Genomic DNA, 24883 nt, shown 5'->3' on the forward strand with positions numbered 1-24883 from the left:
TGACTAAAAATTAATGTTTAACCCCAATGTATTTGTCTTTACTTGTGGGTAGAAGTTACCTCTAGAATCTGCTGGGGCTTCCGGGTCAAACCCTTTGGCAAAACCTGTAAATGTCAGTAAGTTCTGTCCAGAGTAATAAACTTTTAAGCCTTTCAATCCTATTCTGTCTAAAACCTGCTGACTGAAACTGTAACCCAAGGTCACATTTTTCATCCTGACATAACTTGCATCCTGTACCCAAAAATCAGAAACATAAGATTCAGCTTTGTTTTGGTTCCAAGCTGTCAAAGCTCTTGGGAATTGTCCATTTGGATTTTCTGTTGCATGCCAGCGGTCCAAATACATGGTAGACGGTTTATCCGAACCTGAGATATTACCTACAGATTCACCCCATAAATAACCTTGCACATCTGCTGCTCCTTGAAAGAATACATTCAAATCAAAATTCTTATATGAAGCACCCAAGTTTAACCCAAACATATATTTTGGGTCCGGAGAACCTAAAAACACGCGGTCATTTCCATCAATTTTATTGTCGCCATTCTGGTCTTTGTAGATTAAGTCACCAGCACCAACATTGTTGTTGACACCTGTAACGCCACTATTCATATATTCTTCATCTGATTGATAAATTCCTGTTGTTTCATAACCGAAATACGAACGGATTGGCAAACCTTGTTGATACACGTAAAATGTATTGTAGGCCTCAGGAGCAGAACTTTTCCATTGCATAATTTTATTGTTCACATAAGAAGCATTTGCCGAGATGGAATAAGAAAAATCATTAATTGAATTTCTATAATTTACCTGAAGCTCTACCCCATTGTTACTGATTGAGCCTGCATTTTGATAAGGCGTTGGTAAACCAAAAATAATCGGAACAGGCAATTGCAATAAAATATCATTGGTAGTCCGCTCAAAATAATCCAATGAGATATCTATTTTTTGTTGTTTCAATGATAAATCTAAACCAATGTTCCAGCTATCTGTCGTTTCCCATTTTATGTTTTCATTGGAAGAATTGGTCACCGCAATACCTGTTTGCAATGCATTTCCGAATGGGTAATTGTTATTTGAAGAAATAGAATAAATTGCTGGATAGAAATTTTCTTCTCCGCCAACACTTAAATCTTGATTTCCTAAACGTCCCCAGCCTCCTCTAAATTTAACTTCTTGAAAAACGGATGAAAGTCCAGATTCTTGGAAGAAGGATTCTTGAGAAACTCTCCAGCCTAAAGAGAAGGAAGGAAACATTCCCCATCTATTTTGTGGCAAGAATCGAGAAGAACCATCGTAACGGATATTTCCCTCTACTAAATATTTGTTATCAAATGCATAATTTAAACGCCCAAAATAAGACCTCAAATTTACTTGCGCAGCACCGCCCGTAGCAGTTTGTCCTTCCGCACTTCCCAAATCCAGTTCTGGATAATCATGATTCAAGAAATTATTTCTGAAACCTGTTGATGAATCTCTTCTGAATGCTTCTTGCATGTAACCTGCTAAAACACCAAAATTATGCATGCCTATTTCTTTCTTGTATTCCAAAATAGATTGAAGCGTTAAGCGTTCGGACTTGAAGTTATACTCTGTTAAATTTGTAGTCCCTTGAAGAACGGTCGGGTTTCCGGTTAGGTAATCGTAGTACTGGATATTCTTAACAAATTTTGTCGAAATATTATCAATTGGCTGAAAACCTACAACTTGTTTGAAAGTCAATCCATCCAAAATTTTATATTCTGCAGTTGCATTGATGATGGTATGTTTTTTTATCAAATTATCATCTGCGCCTAAATCCATCCATGCAATCGGATTCCCATCTCCATAGTAACCATATACTCCATTGGAATATTTGTAGGGAATGAAGGAAGGGATACGGTAAGTCTGTCTAAAAATCTGTGCCATATCGCCTGTGTAGGGATTAATCGGCTCTCTTTGATTTTCATAGTTATAGGCAATACCAAAATTCAAGCTCAGTCGGTCAGTAATCTGAGCGTCGATATTGGTTCTGAAGTTATATCGTTTTGCGCGCGCAATATCAATCACACCCTGCTGGTCTAAGTACCCGAATGATGACATAAATTTAACATGCTCCGTTCCGCCCAAAACCTGAAGATTATGGTTTTGTTGCAGGCCGTTTTGATTGTATAGCAATCCCAACCAATCCGTATCAGGATATTTATCCAAATCCGAACCTGTACGGAATGCTTCTAGTGCCGTTTCATCATAGATGGCCGCTTTACCCTCGTTAACTAATGCTTCGTTAAGCAAACGCGCATGGTCGTACGAACGCAAATATTCAGGCAGACGAGTTGGGTCTTGAATACCTACATAACCGCTGTAGTTCAAAATTGGTCTTCCCGTTCCGCCTCTTTTTGTGGTCACCAAAATAACACCGTTCGCAGCTTTTGACCCATAAATCGCTGCACTCGAAGCATCTTTCAGTACGGATACATTCTCGATGTCATTTGGATTAATGTTATCCATGGAACTTTCGATACCATCAACGATAACCAAAGGACTAGAATTGTTGATTGTTCCTACTCCCCTCACACGGATGGTTCCGCCATCTTTACCCGGCTGACCCGAGTTCTGCATGATGGTTACGCCTGAAAACTTTCCTTGCAAAGCTGTGGAAACATTCGTAATCGGTCTATTCTCTAAATCTTTGGCAGAAATACTTTGTACCGCGCCCGTTAAGTTCACTTTCTTTTGCGTTCCGAATCCGACAACAACAACTTCATCGATGGATTGGTCGCTCGTAACCAATTCAAAATTAACCGTAGAACCGGCAATTAATTTCTCTTGGTATTCATAACCTAAAATCTCAACAGTCAGTGTTTGTCCAACTTTAGCATTTAGATTAAAATCTCCCGACTCATTGGTTGAGGTTGCAACCGTCGGCTCTTCTTTAATTCTTACCGTAGCACCAACGACAGGTTTCCCTTCGCTAAGCACTTTTCCAGAAATCGTTTCTTGGTTTTTGACTGAAAATTTTATCTCTACTTTCGCATCAGCATGACTGATTAGCGGAACGGACAACAGGAAGGAAGAAATTAAAAATAATGATTTACGCAAAACTAGTACGTTTGTAAATCTTTTGTTCATAAGCAGTATTTATTACGGATTTAAGTAAATTTTGACCAAGTAAGAAAAAATTAACTAAAATTCAAAACACCGCTTTAACGAAATCGATTGCGCGATTATTTTAACAATTGGTTAACAACAACTTAACCAAATCAGATTATAACAATTAAATTGTATTATTTTTTTTGAGGAGCGCGTTTGAAAATTTCCCTTTCAAATACGGATATAAAAATACTGCGCCTAACACCACAATCGCTCCAACATAAAAGCCTGTACTCATTGTTTCTCGATGTCCGAAAATAAGCAAGGCAAGAATAATTCCATAGACAGGTTCCATATTTGTAGTCAAGGCAACTGTAAAAGCACTGAGCTCTTTCATGACCGCGACCCCTAAAACATAGGCCAAAGCCGTGCAGACAATCCCCAAAATCAGCAAATAAAACCAATCTTTCGAACTCAGAATCAACTGTTCATTAAAACCTCCAGTCACCGACATGATTAAGCTGACAACGATAAAAGCGCCAATCATTTCATAAAAAGTGATTTTTGAAGGACTGTCTTTTTTTACCATTCGGGCATTAAAGATAGAAAATAGGCTCGCGCATAATGAACACAAAAGCCCGTAAATAATCCCCCATTTGTATTGAATTTCAAATTTGAAGATTAGATAAATCCCAAAAATTATGACGACGCCAATTCCTAAATCAGTAACCGATATTCGCTTTTTATTGATAATGGGCTCTAAAATTGCGGTGAATAAGGTGACGGATGATAAGGTCACTAAGGTTACCGAAACAGTGGATATTTTGATTGAATGAAAAAACAAAACCCAATGCAATCCCACAAGAACGCCAACGAGCAAATACTGCACAAGTTGAGTTTTTGTGACGTGAAGGGATTTGTTGCGAAATTTAAAATACAATAGCAAAGCAAGTCCGGCAATCAATACGCGGTACCACACCAAATGCAATGCGGAGACAGATATGAGTTCCCCAAGAACTCCAGTGAAGCCCCAGATTAGAACCGTAAGATGAAGAATTAAAATATTACGGTTAAAGGTGATTTTTTGCATTTGCTATTTAGGTGCTTTTAAAATAAGTATGATTCCTAAAATAAGAAATAACACATTCGGTATCAACACCGAAATTAAGGGGTCTAGGCCACCCTTCAGCGAAAACATGCTGGAGAATCGTTCCAAAACGATGTAGGCACAGCTCAATGCAATCCCGATTCCGAGACTCACACCGATACCTCCGCGCACTTTTTTGGACGATAATGCAACTCCAATCAAGGTGAGGATAAACGCAGAAAATGGATTGATGTACCGTTTGTATTTCTCTAACAACAGTTCGTTCATCATTCCGGTTCCCCGGATTTCTTCTTTTTCAATCCGCTGATTAAGCTCACGCGTATCCATCGCTGTAAAAATATTTTCATAAGCTTCGAAATCCTTTGGAAGCATGTCTAAGGTCGTATCCCTCGAAGCGCCCTTTTCCATCTCTTCATTCAAGCCATTGATTTTCCGATTGGTATAATTTTCAATCTTCCATTTCGTACTTACAGAATCCCAGGTAATGCGGTCAGCCATCAGCTTTTCAGTCAGGTTGTCGCCATCGAATTTCTCTAACACAAAATTATAACCGATGCCTCTTTTGGTATCAAAATTATCAATGTAAACGTAACTATTGGAATCAATCTGCATGTGCGTAGATTGAGCAGTTGTGCTTACTTTATTCGGTTTTACGTATACGTTTTCGAACTGAACCTTTACCTTATTGGTATAGGGAATAATGTATAAATTGGAAACAAAACTAAACACAAATATTAACCCTGCCGAGAATAAATAGGGCCTTAACATGCGATAGAAACTCATTCCGCCACTTAAAATCGGAACAATTTCGGTCTGGTCAGCCATTTTAGAGGTAAAGAAAATGACGGCAATAAAATTGAACAGAGGCGTTAGCATGTTGATGAAAAAAGGCAAACTTCCTAAGGCGTAATACTCCAAAAACACTTTGGAAAATGGTGCTTTATACTTTAGAAAGTCATCAATCTTTTCGGACATATCGAAAATCACAATAACAATACAGAAGATAGCCACGGTAAAAATAAACGTGGTTAAGTATTTTTTTATGATGTACCAATCGATGATTCCCATAAAATTCTTTTATAATCGTTGTGCTAGCGTTACAACCATTTTATTTTTCCATTCATAAAATGTACCATCAATGATTTTTTCTCTAGCTTGTTTCACCAGCCATAAGTAAAAATGCAGATTATGTAAAGATGCAATTTGTGCGCCTAATATTTCTTGTGAACGGATTAAATGTCTTAAATATGCTTTCGAATAAAACTTATCGGAGAACAAATCACTTTCAGCTTCGATAGGCGAGAAATCATCTTTCCACTTTTCATTCTTGATATTGATAATGCCGTTTCGCGTAAACAACATACCATTTCTGGCATTTCTTGTCGGCATCACACAATCAAACATATCAATCCCTAAAGCAATATTCTCCAAAATATTCACTGGCGTTCCGACGCCCATCAAATAACGGGGTTTTTCTTCAGGTAAGATTGCCGTCACGACCTCAGTCATCGCATACATTTCTTCCGCTGGTTCGCCAACTGACAAACCGCCAATTGCATTTCCCTCGCGTTCGAAAGAAGCAATCACTTCCGCAGAACGCTGGCGCAAATCTTTGTAAACCGAACCTTGAACGATTGGGAACAAGGTCTGCTCATATCCATAGATTGGCTCTGTGCTATCAAAACGGTCGCAACAGCGTTTCAACCAACGATGTGTCATTTCGATTGACTTTCTCGCGTAGCTGTATTCACAAGGATATGGCGTACACTCATCGAAAGCCATGATAATATCCGCACCGATAATCCGCTGGGTATCCATCACATTTTCTGGCGTGAACAAATGTTTCGACCCATCCACATGCGAGCGGAAGGTAACGCCTTCTTCACGGATTTTGCGAACTTCGGTCAACGAATACACCTGATAGCCTCCTGAATCGGTAAGAATCGGCATATCCCAGCCATTGAACTTGTGCAGACCACCAGCTTTTTGAATCACATCCAATCCCGGACGCAAATACAAATGATAGGTATTTCCAAGAATAATCTGAGCTTGAATATCATTCACCAGCTCGTGCTGATGAATAGCTTTTACTGTACCGGCAGTACCGACCGGCATAAAAATCGGAGTTTCAATAGTTCCATGAGCAGTTTCCATAACCCCTGCTCTTGCTTTTGAATTTGTATCTTTTGCTTGAAGCGTAAATTTCATAAATAATAATACCTTTCTCTATACGTTATTTCGTCAGAAAAAAATCAATGCAAAAATACTATAAATATTAAGATACAACGAGCCTCAAAAGATTTCTTAATAAAAGTTAACATTTGTCAATTCTACGCAGTCAAATAGCGGATATCTATTCTATTGCGATTGCATTTGAATTTTTAATTTTCAATTATTTCTTTCAAGAAGCTTATCTTTGGTGCAGGTATGCCAAGTTTAGTTGATTTTGAAGTTTATCTTCCCTATAGTCCATTTATCGTATTAGGAATTTTATTGCTACTGCAATTGTATTATATATTTTTTGTTTATGGAAAATTAGCTTTTTTCAAAGTGGTTTCGAATACTCAAGAATCGCTTCAAATGCCGATTTCGATTATTATTTCGGCGCATAACGAACAGAAAAACCTAAAGGCATTTTTGCCTTCTATCCTCAATCAAAATTATCCTGAATTCGAGCTGATTGTTGTCAATGACTGTTCGGATGACGATACCAAATGGATTCTCCAAGATTTTTGCCGAGAATATTCCTTTATGCGGGTGATTGAAATCAAAGAACATATCCAGTTAAAGCATACCAAAAAATTTGCGCTGACCATGGGAATCAAAGGCGCCAAATACGAGCATTTGGTATTTACTGATGCCGATTGTGAGCCGGCTTCTCCAAATTGGCTGAGCGAAATGGCGGGTTGTTTTTCCGAAGGAAAAGAAATCATACTAGGTTATTCTCCTTACTTTAAACAAAGCGGTTTTCTGAACAAACTGATACGATTCGAGACTTCGCATACCGCAATGAGTTATTTATCTTATGCGCTCAAGAAAGATGCATACATGGGCGTTGGCCGAAATTTAGCTTACACGAAATCTTTGTTTTTTAAAGGAAAAGGATTTAATGCGCACATGCATATCAAATCTGGTGATGATGATTTATTTGTAAACCATAATGCGACGAAAGAAAATGTGGCGATTTCAATCTACCCAGATGCGCATGTTTATTCTTTGCCGAAAGAATCGTGGAAAGGGTACAACAAACAGAAAGGGAGGCATTCGACCGCGTCGGTCCTATACAAAGGAAAGCACAAGCGCATGCTTGGGACACAGTTAGTCACGGCGCTTCTTTTTTATGTTGTGCTTATTGCATGTATAGCTGTATTTCCATCGCTATGGTACATTCCTGTCGGAATGTATGTCCTTCGTCTAATAAGTCAATTTATTATATTCAGCAGTATTTATAAAAAATTGCAAGTTGCCGATTTGCTTTGGTGGTTGCCAATTCTGGATATTTACTACTACTTTTACATTTGCCTAAATGGCTTGTTCAACCGAAAAAAGAAACAAGTTTCTTGGAAATAATTAATTTATACGCACGTGAATCCTACAGTCGACATTATCTATTCCTATTTTCCAAAATTAACGGATAAACAAAAGGAACAATTTAGCCAATTGGCAGAAGTCTATCCTTTTTGGAACAACCAAATCAATGTGATTTCACGAAAAGATGTGGAAAGCTTGTACCTTCATCATGTCTTGCACTCGTTAGGAATTGCCAAATTTATTCAAGAATTAACTCCCGGAACACATGTTCTGGATGTTGGAACAGGCGGTGGATTTCCCGGAATCCCATTGGCGATTTTATTTCCAGAGGTTCATTTTCATCTGGTGGATTCAATCGGCAAAAAAATAAAAGTTGTCCGTGAAGTTGCTGAAGCAATTGGATTGACAAATGTAGAAGCGGACCATATCCGCGCAGAGCAACTCGACACAAAATATGATTTCGTTGTTTCTCGAGCTGTTACCCGCTTTGCGGATTTTGCGCCTTGGGTTCAGAATAAGTTTTTGAAAAAAGACAAAAACAGCATTCCGAATGGCATTTTGTACCTGAAAGGCGGGGATTTAAAAGCGGAAATCAAGGAAGCGAATTTAAAAGCGGAATTGCACCCACTTTCCTCTTATTTCAAAGAAGATTTCTTCGACACCAAATACGTGGTCTATGTGCCGATGTAGTTAAGTAAAAATTCAAAAGTAAAAAGTAAAAAACCTGCTTGGCGGAATAGGATGTCCCCCTAATCCCCGAAGCGGAAACTATTTTCTAAAGACTATTTTTTGCTTAATAGCATCCAAGACCTAAGAAAGTCTTTCCACATTTTTTGAATTTTTACTTTTGAATTTCGAATTTCCTCTGTGTCTTTTGCGCCTTCTCCGAGCCCTCCGCGGTCTTTGAACTTTAGAAAGTCTTTCCACGGTTTACTGTTGAACTTAAAAGGTTAGACGCAAAGTTACGCAGAGAAGACGCTGATTTACACAGAGCTAAATCCCCTAACCCCCGAAGCGGAAAAATTTTCTAAAGACTATTTTTTTGCTTAATAGCGACCAAGACCTTAGCAAGTCTTTCCACATTTTTGAATTTTTACTTTTGAATTTTCTTTGTGCCTTCTCTGTGCCCTCTGCGGTCTTTTGAACTTTAGAAAGCCGTAGAACATTAATTCCCAAAAAGCTAGCGCAAAGTCTAAATACTATATACTAACTACTATATACTAAATGCCGGTCTTTCCACATTTTTTGAATTTTTACTTTTGAATTTTGAATTTCCCCTGTGCCCTCAGCGGTCTTTAAACTTTAAAAAGTTTTAGAACATTAATTCCCAGAAAAGCTAGTCCAACGTCTAAATACTATATACTAACTACTATATACTAATTGTTACTCCTTTTCAAGTTTTAATTTCTCTCGGATAGTTCCCACAGAATCCAGGTAGTTTTTCAAATTAATTTTTATGTAATAAAGTTTATCATAATGTGAAGCATTAGAAAGCCAATCTAATTTTGGTTTGTAGTACACCCGAAAATCACTTAATGAATCTCCAGACAGACCAGAAAATTCTTCCGTATAAGGTTCCCAGATATCATTGATTAAATCATCTTCATATTCATTCTCGAAAAAACCTTGTAATTTTCTGGATTGCTTTCCTGATTTACTAAAATGATTGTAGATTCTGTTGAGATTTGCACCAATGCCTATAGGTGTGATAATAAACGGATTTTTGTTATCTCCGAGCAGATAAATTATCCGATGGTCTTCTTTCTTCTGTTCAAATTTTTCTAAAGAAGTTTTTAATTTTCGTTCGACAAGAATTTCGTCGATGGCTACGGTGTCTTTTGTAATCGTGTCCAGTTTATTTTGATTTGGGCAACACGTTTCTTCTCCGGAATATGGAGGATAACCGGTAGATTGAAATGTAGGAATGATGCCCAACAGTCCCAAAAAAATAAAAAAATATGAAGACATAAGCTTATAATTTCGTTTAAAAATAAGAAGCTTATGCCTGCCGTAAAAATTCTTTAACTTTCTTTAACCCAGCTCTTGTATGATTTTCTGTCCGATTAAATTCACTTCCTCATCCATTCCAAATAAAGGCAATCCAGTTTCAGGGCTTAACTTTAACCAGCTTGTATCGGTGTCCTTAATAATCTGCACATACTCCTCTCCTTCTTTGAAAATCGTGTACGTATCTTCTCCATCATGAAAAACCGAATAAACAACATCTCCAATCTCGACATCAAAAGGCTCTCTTATTTCCATTCTACTTTCTTATTAACTTTTAAAAAATATAAAATTAAGATTTTTAAAATGAATATAATAATTAAGAGGATATCGTTATATTTAGCTATCTGAATATGAACAAACTAGAACAAATAGCGTTGACAAAAATCAAGGGCGTTGGACCAAAAACTTCGCGAACTTTATTAGCCTATTGCGGTTCTGTTGAGCAGATATTCAAAACATCCAAAAAACAATTGTGCGCCATTCCAGGAATCGGAGAAATTACAGCCAATCAGATTAAATCAAAAGCTTATTTAGCGGAAGCTGAAAGAGAATTGAATTTTATTGAAAAACATAACATTAAACTGCTTTGGATTGAAGACGCTGATTTCCCTAAACGCTTAAAAAATTGTGAGGATTCACCGCTCGTTTTGTATTACAAGGGGAAGGCTTCGCTAAATCCTGAACGCGTTATCAGTATTGTCGGCACACGCAATGCGACCGCTTATGGAAAGAAAATCTGTAATCAGTTAATTGAGGATTTAAAAACATTGAATGTTCAGGTTGTTTCTGGCTTAGCCTACGGAATTGATATTCAAGCACACAAAGCTTCGCTAAAAAACGACCTTTCGACTGTTGCTGTGCTCGCCCACGGACTGGATAGGATTTATCCGACTTCGCATCGCGAAATTGCAGAAAAAATGCTTGAGAACGGCGGACTGCTAACCGAATATCCATCCGAAACTAATCCAGACAAAACAAACTTTCCTGCTCGAAACCGAATTATTGCCGGCCTATCGGATGTCGTGGTCGTTGTCGAAGCCGCATCACGCGGTGGCGCTTTAATTACAGCGGAAATTGCCAATAGTTACAATCGCGACGTGTGCAGTTTTCCTGGCGGAATAGACCAAGAATATTCTGCGGGTTGCAATTATTTGATTAAAACAAATCGTGCACATTTGATACGCAATGCGAATGACTTATGTTACTTGATGAATTGGAGTACGGAGCAAAAAAAACCAGCTTCAAAACAATTGAGCCTGCTTCCGCCCGAACTATCCAAAGATGAAACGGTCGTTTATACGTACTTAGCAGAAAATGAGCATGCAACTATCGATGAAATTGCTTTATTTTGTGATTGGCCACAAAGTAAACTAGCGATTATTCTTCTGGAATTAGAAATGAATAATATAATTCTTTCTTCGCCTGGCAAAGTATATAAACTAATATAACCACAAACCTAATGCAAGAAACCGTAAACAAAAAAGGAATCTGGAAAGTCATTGGCGCATCCTCGTTGGGGACGCTGATTGAATGGTACGATTTTTTTATTTTTGGTAGTCTATCCATTGTCATCGCTACCAAATTTTTCCCAGCAGATAATCCAACTGCTGCTTTTCTATCCACATTAGCCACTTTCGCAGCCGGATTTGTTGTGAGGCCTTTTGGCGCCTTATTTTTCGGACGATTGGGCGATTTAATCGGCCGAAAATACACCTTCATGGTGACATTGATGCTAATGGGAGGTGCAACATTCTTAATCGGATGTGTTCCGAGCTATGAAACAATTGGCTTCTGGGCTCCTTTGCTAGTCTTAATTTTAAGGCTGTTGCAAGGTCTGGCTTTAGGAGGCGAATACGGAGGCGCCGCGACCTACGTCGCTGAGCACAGTCCTCCGGGAGAACGTGGATATTGGACCTCTTGGATTCAGACAACCGCAACTTTCGGCTTATTCATTTCACTTGTTGTGATATTAATTACGCGAACAGTTTTAGACGAAAACCAATTCGACTCTTGGGGTTGGCGCGTTCCTTTTCTCCTATCCATCTTCATGGTGTATGTGTCGTATCTGATACGTAAAAACATGGACGAATCTCCAGAATTTAAAAAAGCAAAGAGCGAAGGAAAGACATCCACAAACCCTCTTAAAGAAAGTTTCGGAAATAAATACAACCTTAAATTTGTTTTGCTAGCACTTTTCGGTGCAGCGATGGGACAAGGGGTAGTTTGGTATACAGGTCAATTTTATTCGATGAGCTACATGAAAACGGTTATGTTTTTAGACAGCAACCAAGCTGATATGATTCTAGGAATAGCTCTTTTAATCGGAACACCATTTTTCATTGTCTTCGGAAAATTAAGTGACAAAGTTGGTCGAAAATGGGTCATGATGACCGGTCTTGCATTGGCTATTTTTACCTATCGTCCAATTTACGAAGCCATGTATCAATTAACGAATTTGGAAAATAAACAGGAAAACGTTGATTTGAGAACCACAGAAAATAAATTGGTCGTGCATGACTCGAAAAGAGATTCCGTTCAAACGGTCAATAAGTTTTATACCGATGGAACAAATGAAAAAATAACAACGACTAAGCATCTTGTTGAAAACACAGAACAAACTGCTCAGGTAAAATCCACCGTATTTCTTTCGGGAAGTAAGTATTACATGCTGATTGCCTTAATATTTATCCAAATCATTTACATCACCTTAGTCTATGGCCCGATTGCCGCTTTCTTGGTTGAAATATTCCCAGTTAAGATTCGCTATACATCAATGTCTTTACCGTACCATATTGGAAATGGAATTTTTGGAGGTTTACTGCCAGCAGTATCGACTTATCTGGCGATGAATGCCAAGACCACCGGACATTCCGATTTTTATTTGGCCGGGCTTTGGTACCCAATCATTATTTCTGCGGTCTGTTTTCTGATAGGCTCACTTTACATCACAAAATCAATGACTCATAAAGACTTAAATCAATAGCAATGGATTTATTAAAAAGAATACTAGGAATTTTATGGATAGCCTTAGCATTGTTAACGGCCTATTTCTGCATATTTCAATTTGGATTACCAAAATTGAGCACCGGACATCAGGAAGATGTCGTGTTCGGAATTATTATCCTGTTTATCCTTACGCCAATTATTTCAATTGGATTGGGCGTTTTTGGATATTTCGCTTTGAAAGGAGAATTTTCCGCTGATAAAATGTAGTTTTTTAGTTTGATAATCAACTGCCTAAACGTGATAAGAACAAATAACTTTTATCACGTTTATTTTTTTGTTACTTTTGCCGTGGGTAAGTCTTTTACGACCAGCTCCCATTGACTCCCCCAGGTTGGGAACAAAGCAAGGGTATTTGGTTGAGCGGTGCGATAAGAGTAGCTTACCCATTTTTTGTGCCTTTTACTTTCCTTAATTTTTTCCTTTTTAATCATTCGGCTTCGCCAAATCAGTGTTGTATGCGACTATCTCTCAAAAGTTTCGTCGTTAAATCATAAGCTTATTTTTTTGTATTTTTAATAATGAAAACTTAACATGCTTTTTAATGGATAATTGGATTGAAGAAGCGATTTAACATTTCAAAAAACAATGTATCATTTGCTTCGAAAATAATTTCAGAAACAATAGAAAGAGGGTTTATAAAACCAAGTGACCCTGAAAATGCTTCAAAGAAGTTCGCGTCTTACATTCCTTTTTGGGCATAGCTTTATTTCATTAGAAAATCCCTAACAACCAAAAAAAAATACACAACAATCTGAAAAACAAAGCATTATTATTTCATTAGAAAATCCCCAATGACTACATACAACATCGGTTTAGCAAAACGGCGGTTTCTGTGCAAAGTTAAACGACAATTCTTCGATTGAGCTTTTGTGCAAAACTGAAGATTTTTGCTTCGATTTCTGCCACTTCGCCAAGTTACAAACCGTCAAAGATTATCATTCGAATTCAAGCATGTAAGATATTTTTTGTTTATTTGTAAACGTATTAGTGTAAACATATGAGTTGGTTTAAAAGAGATAAGGTCGGAATTAATACCGCCACAGAAAATAAGAAGGAAGCACCGGATGGGATGTGGAACAAATGTCCAAACTGTAAAAAGCCTTTGCTAAACATCGAACAGGTTGAAAACAAGTATGTCTGTCAATATTGCGACTACCATTTGCGCATAGGTTCGGAAGCTTATTTTTCTATATTATTTGATGACAATCAATTTACTGAATTATTTCCAAACTTGACGTCCGGAGACCCGCTTCACTTTGTCGATACCAAACCATATCCAGAACGTCTGGTGGAATCGCAAGCGAAAACTGGCTTAAAAGATGCAATTCGTTCAGGTCACGGAAAACTGCATGGTCAGGACCTTGTGATTGCTTGTATGGATTTCAATTTTATTGGCGGTTCAATGGGTTCTGTTGTCGGTGAAAAGATTGCGCGCTCGATTGATTATTGTTTGGAACATAAATTACCGTTTATGTTGATTTCAAAATCTGGCGGTGCCCGAATGATGGAAGCTGCATTTTCATTGATGCAAATGGCTAAAACTTCTGCGAAATTAGCGTTGTTAGGCCAAGCCAAATTACCTTATGTATGTTTGTTGACCGACCCGACAACGGGCGGTGTGACAGCATCCTACGCGATGTTAGGCGATATCAACATTGCAGAGCCGGGTGCTTTAATCGGATTTGCTGGACCTCGTGTGATAAAAGAGACAATCAAAAAAGATTTACCAAAAGGATTCCAAACTTCTGAATTTGTATTGGAACATGGATTCTTGGATTTTATCGTTGATAGAAGAAAATTGAAAGATAAAGTAGGAACATTTTTAAGAATGGTTAAATAACATTCTTTATAGCTATTTCAAAAAGCACGGATTTTCATTCGTGCTTTTTTTGTGAAATTTATATGAGATTCAAATATATTTCCAAAAACGCCATAACTTCCTGCTTTTCAAATAGGATAAATTCTCTTCGTTAGCAAACGCCTCCTTTTCAAAAGAAATGGAATAATAGGCTTTATTAAAATCGAATGACAGAAGAAATCGTATCAAAAATTCCGACAGGTAGAGCATATAAAAAGGGATAACCAATAATTCAAGTGCTTGCGCTAAATGGATGCGCTCATGGTTAATCAACACTTTGTCCTGCTTATCTTCCTTTTTGTATAAAAAGATAAAAGGAAAAATGGTGATGGCGCGAGCTTTTCGTGCTGAAAATAAATTTGTCCAGAAGCGGCTTGCAATAATAATTCCTTTCATTCCAATAGAAATCGCTGACCCTTTGAGCTACAAATATCTTACTTTTTATTGTTAATGCTTAATTGTATATTTGTTATGCACATTACTTTTACAAGTATGCCTTATAAAGAGCGAGAAATCAGTAAACTATATTATACGATGGGTGAAGTGACCGAAATGTTCGGAGTCAACGCTTCCCAAATTCGATTTTATGAGCGCGAATTTGATGTGCTTCAGCCAAAGAAAAACAAAAAGGGCAATCGCTTATTCACGCAAGACGACATTGCAAATCTGAAAATCATTTTCCATTTAGTAAAAGACAAAGGATATACGCTTCAAGGCGCGCGCGATTATTTGCGCTCCAATAAAAATGAAGCGCGGGAAAATCAACGCGTAGTAGATTCCTTAGAAAAACTTAAAGCCTTTTTGCTGGAAGTCAGAGATAGTCTTTAATTTGTTGCCGCAATAAATTCTTCCAACTTCTCAACCATTGCTTTCGAACCCAAAAATGCTGGGGTTCGCTGATGCAACGTTTCGGGTTTAATATCCAATATCCTACCTTCACCGCTTATCGCCTTGCCTCCTGCTTGTTCGATAATCCAGGCAATCGGGTTGCATTCGTACATTAAACGTAACTTTCCTTTAGAATACGAAGAGGTGGAAGGATACAGAAAAATACCTCCGAGAAGCATGTTTCGATGAATATCCGCAACCATCGAACCGATGTAACGGGAAGTATAAGGGCGATTGCTAGCCGAATCTTCTTCCTGACAATACTTAATGTAATTCTTTACAGCCTGTGGAAACTTGATGTAGTTTCCTTCGTTAATTGAATAGATTTGTCCGCTTTCGGGGATTTTCATATTCGGATGGGATAAACAAAATTCGCCGATAGACGGGTCTAGTGTAAACCCATTGACACCCTTGCCTGTTGTGTAAACCAACATGGTCGAAGAACCATAAATCACATAGCCCGCTGCGACTTGCCGGTCGCCTTGTTGCAACACATCATCTAATGTAGCCTTTCCATCGACAGAAATTCTTCGATAAATAGAAAAAATAGTCCCTACGGAAACATTCACATCAATATTCGAGGAACCATCTAAAGGGTCGATGCAGACGACGTATTTTGCTGTCGAAGAAATGTGCGAATCGATGCAGACTATATCTTCGTGTTCTTCCGAAGCCACGATACAACACTCACCGCCCGAGCGCAATGCCTGAATAAATTGTTCATCGGCATACACGTCCAGCTTTTTCTGTTCTTCGCCTTGTACATTGGTTGCATCTGCAGAACCCAAGATATCCACAAGCCCTGCTTTGTTGACTTCGCGGTTGACTAGCTTTGCGGCAATGCCGATATCGCGCAATAGACGCGAAAGTTCTCCCTTTGCGTATGGAAAATCTTTTTGATTTTCAATAATAAATTGTCCTAGTGTTAAAAAAGACCTCATAATCAGTTTACATGAACTATTAAAATATTTCCCTGCAAAACTAAAAAATTAACTGATTAAAACTGCAAATTTCAAGCAATCTTAATCGAATTAATTTACTGATTACGATATACTTACAACTTATCGAACGCCTAATTCGATGACTTCTAAATTCTCAATGCGGTCTCCATTAATGCTAAATCGCATTAGCGTTCTGACGGTTTGCCAGCCATGTTTTCCGGCTGCGCCGGGATTTAAATGAAGCAATTTTAATTTTGGGTCAGGAGCGACTTTCAAAATGTGAGAATGGCCACAAATAAATAGCTTCGGAGGATGAATTAGAATTTCAGATTTCACCTGAGGTGCATATTTTCCGGGATATCCTCCGATATGTGTCATCCAAACATCTACATCTTCACAATGAAAACGGAGATTTTCCGGACAAACCAAACGAATGTCCTTCCCGTCAATATTTCCATAGACACCTTTGAAAGGTTTGAAGTCTTGCAGTTTGGTCACGACATCGATAGACCCAAAATCTCCAGCATGCCAGATTTCATCCACTTTATCAAAATGTTTAAATACCGCATCATCTAAAAAACTATGCGTATCTGAAAGTAATCCAATCTTGGTCATATCAAAAAGCTAAAAAATAGGGTTTTAAAAGTTCTTTATAACGCCCGCTGTATTCATTTTTCTGTTCGTAAATATAAAACGAAGCTGTTGTTTTTTCTCCTTTGCTTTTACCTATCCGTAAAATTGTACGGATGGGATTTTCATTTTCAAATGAAGAAATATTCCATTCGTTAACCAAATGCAAGTGGTATCTATCAATCATCGAAGAGCTAATCTCTTGAGCCAGCTCGGTCGGAACAATCAGCTGCAGCAGTCCTTCTTCTGATAAATATTGAGTCGCAAAAGACAGCATGTTTTCAAAGAATTGAGAATCAGTGTGTTTTGCCAATTTCTTTCTTCCATCTGGGTTATGCAATGAGTTCGTATAAAACGGAGGATTTGAAATAATCAAATCAAATGAGTCCGTAGGTTGCAGTTGCATAAAGTCCATATGGACTGCATTTAATCGTTCAGAAAATGGGGAATGAGCAAAATTTGACTGCGCGCGCTTTGCCGCCTGCTCATCGATTTCAACAGCCACAATTGAGGCTTGCGGATTGGCTTGTGCCAACATCAGCGCAATCACGCCCGTTCCGGTGCCGATATCCAAAATCCTTGAGACATCTAAATCGCGTGCTGAAGCTGCTAGCAAAACACCATCGGTATTTATTTTCATCGCGCAATCGGCTTGGTCTACTTCAAATTCTTTAAACTTAAAAATTGTTCCCATTGCTAGCAAAAATAAACCTATTATCTTTCATTACAGAAAAATGATTTTCAAAATGCAGAAATGATTAATATTTAGTTATTTTGAAGAAAATTAATAACATGAAGAATTTTACGATTGCTATTTTATCTTTTCTTTTACTACTAACGGCATTCACTGCACAAGCACAGCAAGAAAATTGCGAAAGCATCTCCGAAATTTCTTTAGACCGATTGACACCTTTGTTGGATAAAAACGATTTTTCGCAAGTAGACGTATTGCTAACAACGATAGAAAGTGTTTGTGGCGTGTCGGAAGTAACGCAACGGATTCGTATTCTTCGCTTAATCATTGACAAACAACCTGCTGATGTAGCCATCGATGATTACATCAATAATCAATTCGATGTGAAATTTACCGTTCGCTTGGACAATGCCGACGATAAAAATTTTAAAACAATCTACGAATCTGACAAAGCCGCATTTAATTATATTCCCTTAGGTCATCCGATTGATTTGCTGACAAAACAAAAAGCCACGGCCCTGTTAAATTCCAACAGCTACAATTTGAATCCAAAAGAAGAATTGATCTGTTTGCTTTTTGCGGATATGGTAGAGGATTTCTATAATGAGCTGGATAAACGTCAAGCGCAAGTTCAACCGCAAACAATGCCTGATGAAATGGTAACCATAACTAGACCCGCCAGAGTAAAAAAAACGCAAAGTAATCCGATTCAACATGCAAAAGATAGAGGTGGTATCGTACTTTCAGCGGGCGCTTACATGCCTTTGGGGGCTACAAATCCGGTTTTCAAAAACAATGCAGTTCTTGGAGTTTCTTTGATGTCTCCTTTGTCAAATTCATTTATTTTTGAAGGAATGATAAAAGTACGCATCAACAGCAATGATCGGGATTTTGATTACATGCTTCGTGACGAAATCTATACGATCAATTCGAAGGCTACTTATCTGATGGGTGGAAGCATAGGATACAAAGTTTATGACGATGAAAAATACATTATCTATCCGAAGATTGGAATTGCATTTGAATCTACAAATACTGGATTAGCAGAAACGATTTACGATGATAATTCGTACGACGAATATGGCGACCCAACTTCGTATACGCGTTACAACAATCTAAATACAGTCAATTTTGCACCAGGAGTAACATTTATGCGTTATATAGCAGGAAAAACGTTTATGGGGCTGAATGTCAATTACCATTACTCGCCGTACCATTTGAACAATAATCTGCAGACAGAAATCTTCAACAGCTACTCTAGCGTTGAACTTTTCGTTCGATTCTCCTTGTAAGATTTAGTTCTTCAGAACTCGCTGGATTTCATCCAACTTCATCAAAGCTTCTACAGGAGTTAACGTATTCACATCCAAATTATTCAACACATCTCTGATCTTGACCAAAACAGGATCATCAATCGAAAACATCTGCAACTGATAGGCTTGCTTTTGAATTTTCCGCATGCTGTCTTTAATGTCTTCGCCACCTGTCCGCTCTTGTTCTAAACGTTTTAGAATTTCAGAAGCTCTAGCAACTAATTTAGAAGGCATACCAGCCAATTTCGCAACGTGTATACCAAAACTATGTTCGGAACCTCCAGGAACCAACTTCCGAAGGAAAATCACTTTATTGTTGACCTCTTTGACACTGACATTAAAATTCTTAATGCGCGGCATGGAATTGCTCAATTCGTTTAATTCATGATAATGCGTCGCAAATAACGTTTTTGCGCCAGCCGATGGATGATTATGCAAAAATTCAGCGATTGCCCAGGCAATCGAAATTCCATCATAGGTACTCGTTCCACGGCCAATCTCATCTAACAAGATCAAGCTTCTATCCGACAGGTTATTCATAATGCTTGCCGTTTCATTCATTTCGACCATGAATGTGGATTCGCCTGACGAAAGATTATCCGAAGCGCCGACACGTGTAAATATTTTATCGACTAAGCCAATCTTGGCTTCTTTCGCAGGAACGAAAGAACCGATTTGCGCCATCAAGACAATTAGACCAGTCTGGCGAAGCAAAGCAGACTTACCAGCCATGTTCGGTCCAGTAATGATAATAATCTGTTGCGTTTCGGGATCTAAATAGGTATCATTCGTAATGTAATCTTGTCCCAAAGGAAGATTTCGTTCGATGACAGGATGGCGTCCTCCTTTAATATCCAGAATTTTAGATTCTGAAATTTCTGGTTTGATGTAATAGTTTTTTGTAGCGATTGTCGCAAAGTTCAATAGGACGTCGAGCTTCGCTACCAATTGCGCATTGAGCTGTATCGGCTTAATGTATTCCGCTATTGACACCAGCAATTCCGCGTACAATCGATTTTCGATCACTTGAATTTTCTCTTCAGCACCCAGGATCTGGTCTTCGTATTCTTTTAATTCTTCAGTAATATAGCGTTCGGCATTAACCAAAGTTTGCTTGCGAATCCATCCTTCAGGAACTTTGTCCTTGTGCGTATTGGTCACTTCGAGATAATATCCGAAAACATTATTGAAAGCAATCTTCAACGAAGGAATTCCAGTCGCTTCGGATTCTCTCTTTTGGATTTCTAATAAATAATCTTTCCCTCCAAAAGCAACTTTACGCAGTTTATCTAAGTCTGGATCGATGCCGCTGGCAATGACATTTCCTTTGTTTAGCGCGACAGGAGGATCTTCCTGCAATTCATGCTCAATCTTATCACGAATAATCAAGCAGGTATTCAATTGTTCAGAAATCATTCGCAAGGATTCAGATTCTGCAACATTCGTCAGGCTCTTCAATCGCTCGATAGCGAACAGCGAACGTTTTAATTGACTAATTTCTCTTGGATTTGCTTTCAGCAATCCGATTTTGCTGATCAACCTTTCCAAATCACCGACTTGGCGGATTTCTTTAATGAGTTCTTCGCGGATCTCTGCATGCTGGTAGAAATAATCAACCACATTCAAGCGTTCCTGAATGGATTTTTTCTCCTTAAGTGGCATGACGATCCAGCGTTTCAACAGGCGTGCGCCCATAGGCGAAGCCGTTTGATCCAACACATCCGATAAGGTCGTTGCATTTTCATTCGCGGAGCCAATTAATTCCAAATTACGAATGGTAAACCGATCAAGCCACATAAAACGTTCTTCCTCGATGCGGGAAATATTCGATATATGTTGCAGATTCCTGTGTTCGGTTTCATTCAAATAATGCAAAGCAACGCCCGCAGCCAGAATTCCAATTGGCATCCGCTCAATTCCAAAACCTTTCATCGAGTTGACTTCGAAATGCTTTAACAACAGATCCGATGCATAATCGCCGCTGTAAGGCCATTCATCCAGCGTATAGGTATAATGGTTCGAACCGAAATTTTCGACGAACTCTTTGTATTGCTTTTTTGGCAAAATAATCTCATTGGGCTTAAAGCCCTGAATCAATTTGTCCATGTATTCGGCATTGCCTTGGGCAACCAAAAACTCGCCGGTAGAAATATCTAAAAAGGCTATCCCAAACTGGTTCTTTTCCTGAAAAATAGATGCCAAATAATTATTGGATTTCTGCTGTACAATCGCATCGGAATAAGAAACTCCGGGCGTGACCAGCTCCGTAACACCGCGCTTCACGATGGTCTTGGTCATTTTTGGATCTTCCAGCTGGTCGCAAATAGCAACACGCTGTCCGGCACGGACTAATTTTGGCAGATAGGTTTCCAGAGAATGATGCGGAAATCCTGCCAAAGCTGTTTCAGATTCCGTTCCATTTCCACGTTTGGTTTGCACGATGCCTAAAATGGCAGCCGCTTTGATTGCATCTTCGCCAAAGGTTTCATAAAAATCACCTACTCGAAATAATAATAATGCACCTGGATACTTTGCTTTGATCGCATTGTATTGTTGCATTAATGGTGTTGTTTTTTTCTCCTTAGCCAATGCTGTTTTGCTTTTTAGTAAGTTGTAAAAATAAGGGAAACGGCTGGATTTGACAAACTGAATAGTAAATCTTCGTATGAAAAGATTTATTTTTTCCTATTCAAAAAATAACCGAGGTCGCTTGCAGGCAAAACAAATCTTCACCATCTAATTACGCTGCTCCTAAATACCAAAAGATTAAGTCGGATCTAATTTTTTGGGTATCGAATAACGGCTTTTGAAAAATTAATTACCTAATTTTGCACCTTTAAGGAATTGAATGGCAATTAAACGCGGAAATAAAATAAAAAGTAAAAAATCAAGCAAATCATCTTGGAAAAGCAAGGTGAAATTTTGGTCGATACGCATTATTGGTGGATTTTTTATTTTCACATTTCTGTGGGTGATTGCGTTGCGTTTTACGAATCCCCCGATAACCTATTTGATGTTAAAAAGGGGATTTGAATGGAAAGCTGCCGGTAAAGGATTTAAGCTTGAACGCGAATGGTTAGATTACGAGGATATGTCTGACAACCTTAAACGAGCAGCGATTGCAGGAGAAGATGCGCACTTTATGACGCATAATGGATTCGATACAGAAGCTATTAAAGATGCCATCAGTAGAAATAAAGACGGCGGTGCGTTGCGCGGAGGAAGTACAATCAGCCAGCAAGTCGCTAAAAATGTTTTCTTATGGCCAACGCGTTCTTGGCTACGGAAAGGATTGGAAACTTATTTTACGGTATTGATTGAGATTTTCTGGAGCAAGAAACGCATACTCGAAGTCTATCTGAATGTTATCGAGATGGGACAAGGGATTTATGGCGCTGAAGCCGCTTCCCAATATTATTTCCATAAATCGGGCAAAAGCTTAACAAAGAAGGAAGCCGGCCTGATCATCGCTATTCTCCCAAATCCTAGACAATGGGATGCGCGAAGACCCTCCAATTATGTCAATCGCAGAGCGAATAGCATTGTGCGTTACATGAATTATTATTCGATACCGGAATAGTTTTTTATGTGAATTGTAAAGGCTGCTGCTTTTCTTTCCATTCTTTCATTCCTCCAAAATAAGTTCGGATATTCTCAAAACCATTTTTTAGCAAAATCGAACTTGCTAGCGCAGCGCGATCGCCGCTTTGGCAATACAGCACGATGGATTTCGTTTGATCGATTTCATCCAAATGGTTGATCATTGTGCCAACAAAAATATTTTTCGCTCCTTCAACATGTCCGTTTTCAAATTCTGATTGGTTGCGCACATCATAAACTTGCGTATCTTGGTCATGTACGGTTTCTGCAAATTCTTCGAAACTAAGCACTTCATAGGTATTCATCGGCACATCTAGGGTATCGATGGATGGTATATACCCTACGACATTGTCCAAACCGATGCGCATAAGCTTGCGCATTAAATCTTCCAGTTGATTCTTTTGTGCAATCAATACAATTGGACGATCATAGTCTAACATCCAGCCACACCAAGTTGCGAAAGCATTATTTGCCTGAATGTTATAAGCTCCCGCAATAAATTCTTTGGAAAATTCGAACTTTGAGCGTGTGTCCACAAGCTGTACATCCATAAGCAATAAATCAATAAAACTTGAATCTGACAACAATGGAATTTGTGGAACTTCTAAAAGCAAAGATCGTTCGATTTTATTGAGCTTCTTCATTTGGGCGAAATACCTTGGAGGCTCAGGCTGACCCGCCAACAGCGTTTGAATAAAATCTTGTCTTGAAGCATCTTCCAGTGCCCAATTTCTTATTTTCTCGTAGCCAATTGTGCTGCTTGAAACAGCACCTAAGGATTTACCGCAAGCCGAGCCCGCGCCATGTCCAGGCCAGAGCTGCACAAAATCCGGCAAAGCCGAAAACTTTTGCAACGATTGAAACATTTGCTCCGCTCCTTCTGATTGAGAGCCAACAATTCCTGCTGCCTTTTCCAATAAATCAGGACGTCCAACATCACCCACAAACACGAAATCCCCTGTTAAAATAATCACCGGATGATCCGATGCTGGATGATCGGTAATCAGAAAACTGATGCTTTCTGGTGTATGTCCCGGATTATGTAAAATCCGAAAACTGATATTTCCCAAATGGATCTGATCGCCATCTTTCAATCCGGTATGCGGAAATTCGTATTGCCAATCTTGGCCACCTTCGTCCGATAAATAAATTTCAGCTCCTGTTAATTTCGCCAATTCACGGGTGCCACTTAAAAAATCTGCATGAATATGTGTTTCTGTAACTTTAGTAATGGTCAGGCCATGTTGTTTTGCTAATTCAAGATAGGTGTCGACATCTCGCTTCGCATCGACGACCATCGCTTCGCCAGTCACCTGACATCCGATTACATAACTCGCCTGTGCCAAACTTTTATCATATACTTGTTGAAAAAACATATACTCTTATCCTTTTTTTTAAATGTGAAAAACTTCTTTTAAAACTATGTAGAATCCCATAATCAAAACAAAATAGCCAAAACTCTTCTTTAATTTGTCTCCGGGGATTTTTTTAGCAATTTTTGACCCAATAAATATTCCGATGATTGATGTCAGTGAAAATATACATAATAATTTCCAATCTATAACATGATCATCAATTTCGAGGAAACCCAAAAATCCGATCAGCGAATTAAAAGCAACTATAAATAGGGAGGTTCCAATTGCTTTTTTCATTGGCATTTTTGCAGAAATCACCAAGGTGGGAATAATCAAAAACCCACCGCCTGCGCCAACCATTCCCGTGACCAATCCTAAAAATATTCCTTTTAAAAATACACTTTTATAATTAAATGTCTGATCGTTTTTCAGCTCTTCCTCCGTTCGGTTCCGAATCATTGAGATGGATGCGAATAACATAATCACCGCAAAAAGAATCATCACAAAGGTTGCTTTGCTCAATACAAAACCTTCGTCGTGATACATAATCGCAGGAATATGGGGAACGATGAAGGACCGGGTAAACAAAACCATAAAAATTGAAGGAATGCCAAAGACGGCAACCATCCGGAAATCGACCAACCCGTTTTTAGCTTTTCCGAAACCGCCAACCAAAGCAGTAATACCGACAATAAATAAGGAATAAGCGGTTGCTAAAAGCGGGTCGATGTCCAATAAATACACTAAAATCGGCACGGTCAAAATCGAACCGCCACTACCAATAAGACCTAATGATATACCAATTAAAACTGCAAGTGTATAGGCTAAAACCTCCATCGAAGAATAAAGGTAGGAGTTTTAAGAATATATCAACTAATTTATA

At 38.5% G+C, this 24883-nt stretch carries 22 protein-coding genes and 1 other RNA gene; 10 read left to right on the forward strand and 13 right to left on the reverse strand.

Annotated features, from left to right (window positions below; genetic code table 11):
• Positions 1–3: 3 nt before the first annotated feature.
• The 4 genes from C4F49_RS07860 to tgt all read right to left on the reverse strand — a co-directional run bounded on the left by C4F49_RS07860 (position 4) and on the right by tgt (position 6385).
• Positions 4–3108, reverse strand: coding sequence for a SusC/RagA family TonB-linked outer membrane protein (locus C4F49_RS07860; protein WP_196935320.1), 3105 nt, complete (start codon positions 3106–3108; stop codon positions 4–6).
• Positions 3109–3253: 145 nt separating this feature from the next.
• Positions 3254–4159, reverse strand: coding sequence for a DMT family transporter (locus C4F49_RS07865; RefSeq protein ID WP_196935321.1), 906 nt, complete (start codon positions 4157–4159; stop codon positions 3254–3256).
• 3 nt (positions 4160–4162) lie between these two features.
• Complete coding sequence (locus C4F49_RS07870) at positions 4163–5245, reverse strand: LptF/LptG family permease (protein WP_196935322.1); 1083 nt, start codon at positions 5243–5245, stop codon at positions 4163–4165.
• Positions 5246–5254: 9 nt separating this feature from the next.
• Positions 5255–6385: a tRNA guanosine(34) transglycosylase Tgt gene (gene tgt, locus C4F49_RS07875; RefSeq protein ID WP_196935323.1), complete on the reverse strand. Its 1131-nt coding sequence runs from the start codon at positions 6383–6385 to the stop codon at positions 5255–5257.
• 219 nt (positions 6386–6604) lie between these two features.
• On the opposite strand from tgt, the gene C4F49_RS07880 reads away from it, so the two are divergent.
• Together C4F49_RS07880 and rsmG are read left to right on the forward strand one after the other, a co-directional pair.
• Positions 6605–7747, forward strand: a complete 1143-nt coding sequence (locus C4F49_RS07880; protein WP_196935324.1) for a glycosyltransferase — start codon at positions 6605–6607, stop codon at positions 7745–7747.
• Between the two features lie 15 nt (positions 7748–7762).
• Positions 7763–8398, forward strand: coding sequence for a 16S rRNA (guanine(527)-N(7))-methyltransferase RsmG (gene rsmG / locus C4F49_RS07885; RefSeq protein ID WP_196935325.1), 636 nt, complete (start codon positions 7763–7765; stop codon positions 8396–8398).
• A gap of 693 nt (positions 8399–9091) precedes the next feature.
• Here rsmG and C4F49_RS07890 read toward each other — a convergent pair.
• Together C4F49_RS07890 and C4F49_RS07895 are read right to left on the reverse strand one after the other, a co-directional pair.
• On the reverse strand, positions 9092–9676 hold the full coding sequence (locus C4F49_RS07890) for a hypothetical protein (RefSeq protein ID WP_196935326.1): 585 nt from the start codon (positions 9674–9676) through the stop codon (positions 9092–9094).
• 63 nt (positions 9677–9739) lie between these two features.
• A complete protein-coding gene (locus C4F49_RS07895) occupies positions 9740–9970 on the reverse strand; it encodes a hypothetical protein (protein ID WP_196935327.1) in 231 nt (76 codons plus the stop codon).
• Positions 9971–10065: 95 nt separating this feature from the next.
• Between C4F49_RS07895 and dprA the strand changes: the two genes are divergently transcribed.
• The 5 genes from dprA (at position 10066) to accD (ending at position 14561) form a co-directional block, all read left to right on the forward strand.
• A complete protein-coding gene (dprA, locus tag C4F49_RS07900) occupies positions 10066–11163 on the forward strand; it encodes a DNA-processing protein DprA (protein ID WP_196935328.1) in 1098 nt (365 codons plus the stop codon).
• An 11-nt stretch (positions 11164–11174) separates the two neighbouring features.
• Positions 11175–12698, forward strand: coding sequence for an MFS transporter (locus tag C4F49_RS07905; RefSeq protein ID WP_196935329.1), 1524 nt, complete (start codon positions 11175–11177; stop codon positions 12696–12698).
• A 2-nt stretch (positions 12699–12700) separates the two neighbouring features.
• Complete coding sequence (locus C4F49_RS07910; RefSeq protein WP_196935330.1) at positions 12701–12928, forward strand: DUF6814 family protein; 228 nt, start codon at positions 12701–12703, stop codon at positions 12926–12928.
• An 83-nt stretch (positions 12929–13011) separates the two neighbouring features.
• An RNA gene (gene ffs / locus C4F49_RS07915) (signal recognition particle sRNA small type) lies at positions 13012–13109 on the forward strand.
• A gap of 609 nt (positions 13110–13718) precedes the next feature.
• Positions 13719–14561, forward strand: coding sequence for an acetyl-CoA carboxylase, carboxyltransferase subunit beta (gene accD, locus C4F49_RS07920; protein WP_196935331.1), 843 nt, complete (start codon positions 13719–13721; stop codon positions 14559–14561).
• Between the two features lie 69 nt (positions 14562–14630).
• Here accD and C4F49_RS07925 read toward each other — a convergent pair whose 3' ends face one another.
• Positions 14631–14975, reverse strand: a complete 345-nt coding sequence (locus tag C4F49_RS07925; protein ID WP_231388238.1) for a hypothetical protein — start codon at positions 14973–14975, stop codon at positions 14631–14633.
• Between the two features lie 96 nt (positions 14976–15071).
• Between C4F49_RS07925 and C4F49_RS07930 the strand changes: the two genes are divergently transcribed.
• Positions 15072–15407, forward strand: a complete 336-nt coding sequence (locus C4F49_RS07930) for a MerR family transcriptional regulator (RefSeq protein WP_196935332.1) — start codon at positions 15072–15074, stop codon at positions 15405–15407.
• Here the strand turns inward: C4F49_RS07930 and fbp are convergent.
• From fbp to C4F49_RS07945, 3 genes are all read right to left on the reverse strand, one after another.
• Positions 15404–16408 carry a class 1 fructose-bisphosphatase gene (gene fbp, locus C4F49_RS07935; protein ID WP_196935333.1) on the reverse strand — a complete coding sequence of 335 codons (1005 nt, stop codon included), beginning with the start codon at positions 16406–16408 and terminating at the stop codon, positions 15404–15406. The genes C4F49_RS07930 and fbp overlap by 4 nt on opposite strands.
• Before the next feature lie 120 nt (positions 16409–16528).
• On the reverse strand, positions 16529–17023 hold the full coding sequence (locus C4F49_RS07940; RefSeq protein ID WP_196935334.1) for a metallophosphoesterase family protein: 495 nt from the start codon (positions 17021–17023) through the stop codon (positions 16529–16531).
• 1 nt (position 17024) lies between these two features.
• The gene (locus C4F49_RS07945) at positions 17025–17732 is read right to left on the reverse strand and encodes a tRNA1(Val) (adenine(37)-N6)-methyltransferase (RefSeq protein ID WP_196935335.1); all 708 of its coding nucleotides are present in this window, start codon (positions 17730–17732) and stop codon (positions 17025–17027) included.
• Positions 17733–17830: 98 nt separating this feature from the next.
• Between C4F49_RS07945 and C4F49_RS07950 the strand changes: the two genes are divergently transcribed.
• Positions 17831–19024, forward strand: a complete 1194-nt coding sequence (locus C4F49_RS07950) for a hypothetical protein (RefSeq protein WP_196935336.1) — start codon at positions 17831–17833, stop codon at positions 19022–19024.
• Positions 19025–19027: 3 nt separating this feature from the next.
• On the opposite strand, the gene mutS is transcribed toward C4F49_RS07950, so the two are convergent.
• Positions 19028–21604, reverse strand: a complete 2577-nt coding sequence (gene mutS, locus C4F49_RS07955) for a DNA mismatch repair protein MutS (protein WP_196935337.1) — start codon at positions 21602–21604, stop codon at positions 19028–19030.
• A 289-nt stretch (positions 21605–21893) separates the two neighbouring features.
• Here mutS and mtgA point away from each other — a divergent pair, with 289 nt between their 5' ends.
• Positions 21894–22625, forward strand: a complete 732-nt coding sequence (gene mtgA / locus C4F49_RS07960) for a monofunctional biosynthetic peptidoglycan transglycosylase (protein ID WP_196935338.1) — start codon at positions 21894–21896, stop codon at positions 22623–22625.
• Positions 22626–22629: 4 nt separating this feature from the next.
• Here the strand turns inward: mtgA and C4F49_RS07965 are convergent, their stop codons facing one another.
• Positions 22630–24021: an MBL fold metallo-hydrolase gene (locus tag C4F49_RS07965; RefSeq protein WP_196935339.1), complete on the reverse strand. Its 1392-nt coding sequence runs from the start codon at positions 24019–24021 to the stop codon at positions 22630–22632.
• 18 nt (positions 24022–24039) lie between these two features.
• A complete protein-coding gene (locus C4F49_RS07970; RefSeq protein ID WP_196935340.1) occupies positions 24040–24837 on the reverse strand; it encodes a sulfite exporter TauE/SafE family protein in 798 nt (265 codons plus the stop codon).
• Between the last annotated feature and the right edge of the window lie 46 nt (positions 24838–24883).

Origin of the sequence: Sphingobacterium hungaricum, assembly GCF_015210005.1 — a bacterium.
Lineage (GTDB): Bacteria > Bacteroidota > Bacteroidia > Sphingobacteriales > Sphingobacteriaceae > Sphingobacterium > Sphingobacterium hungaricum.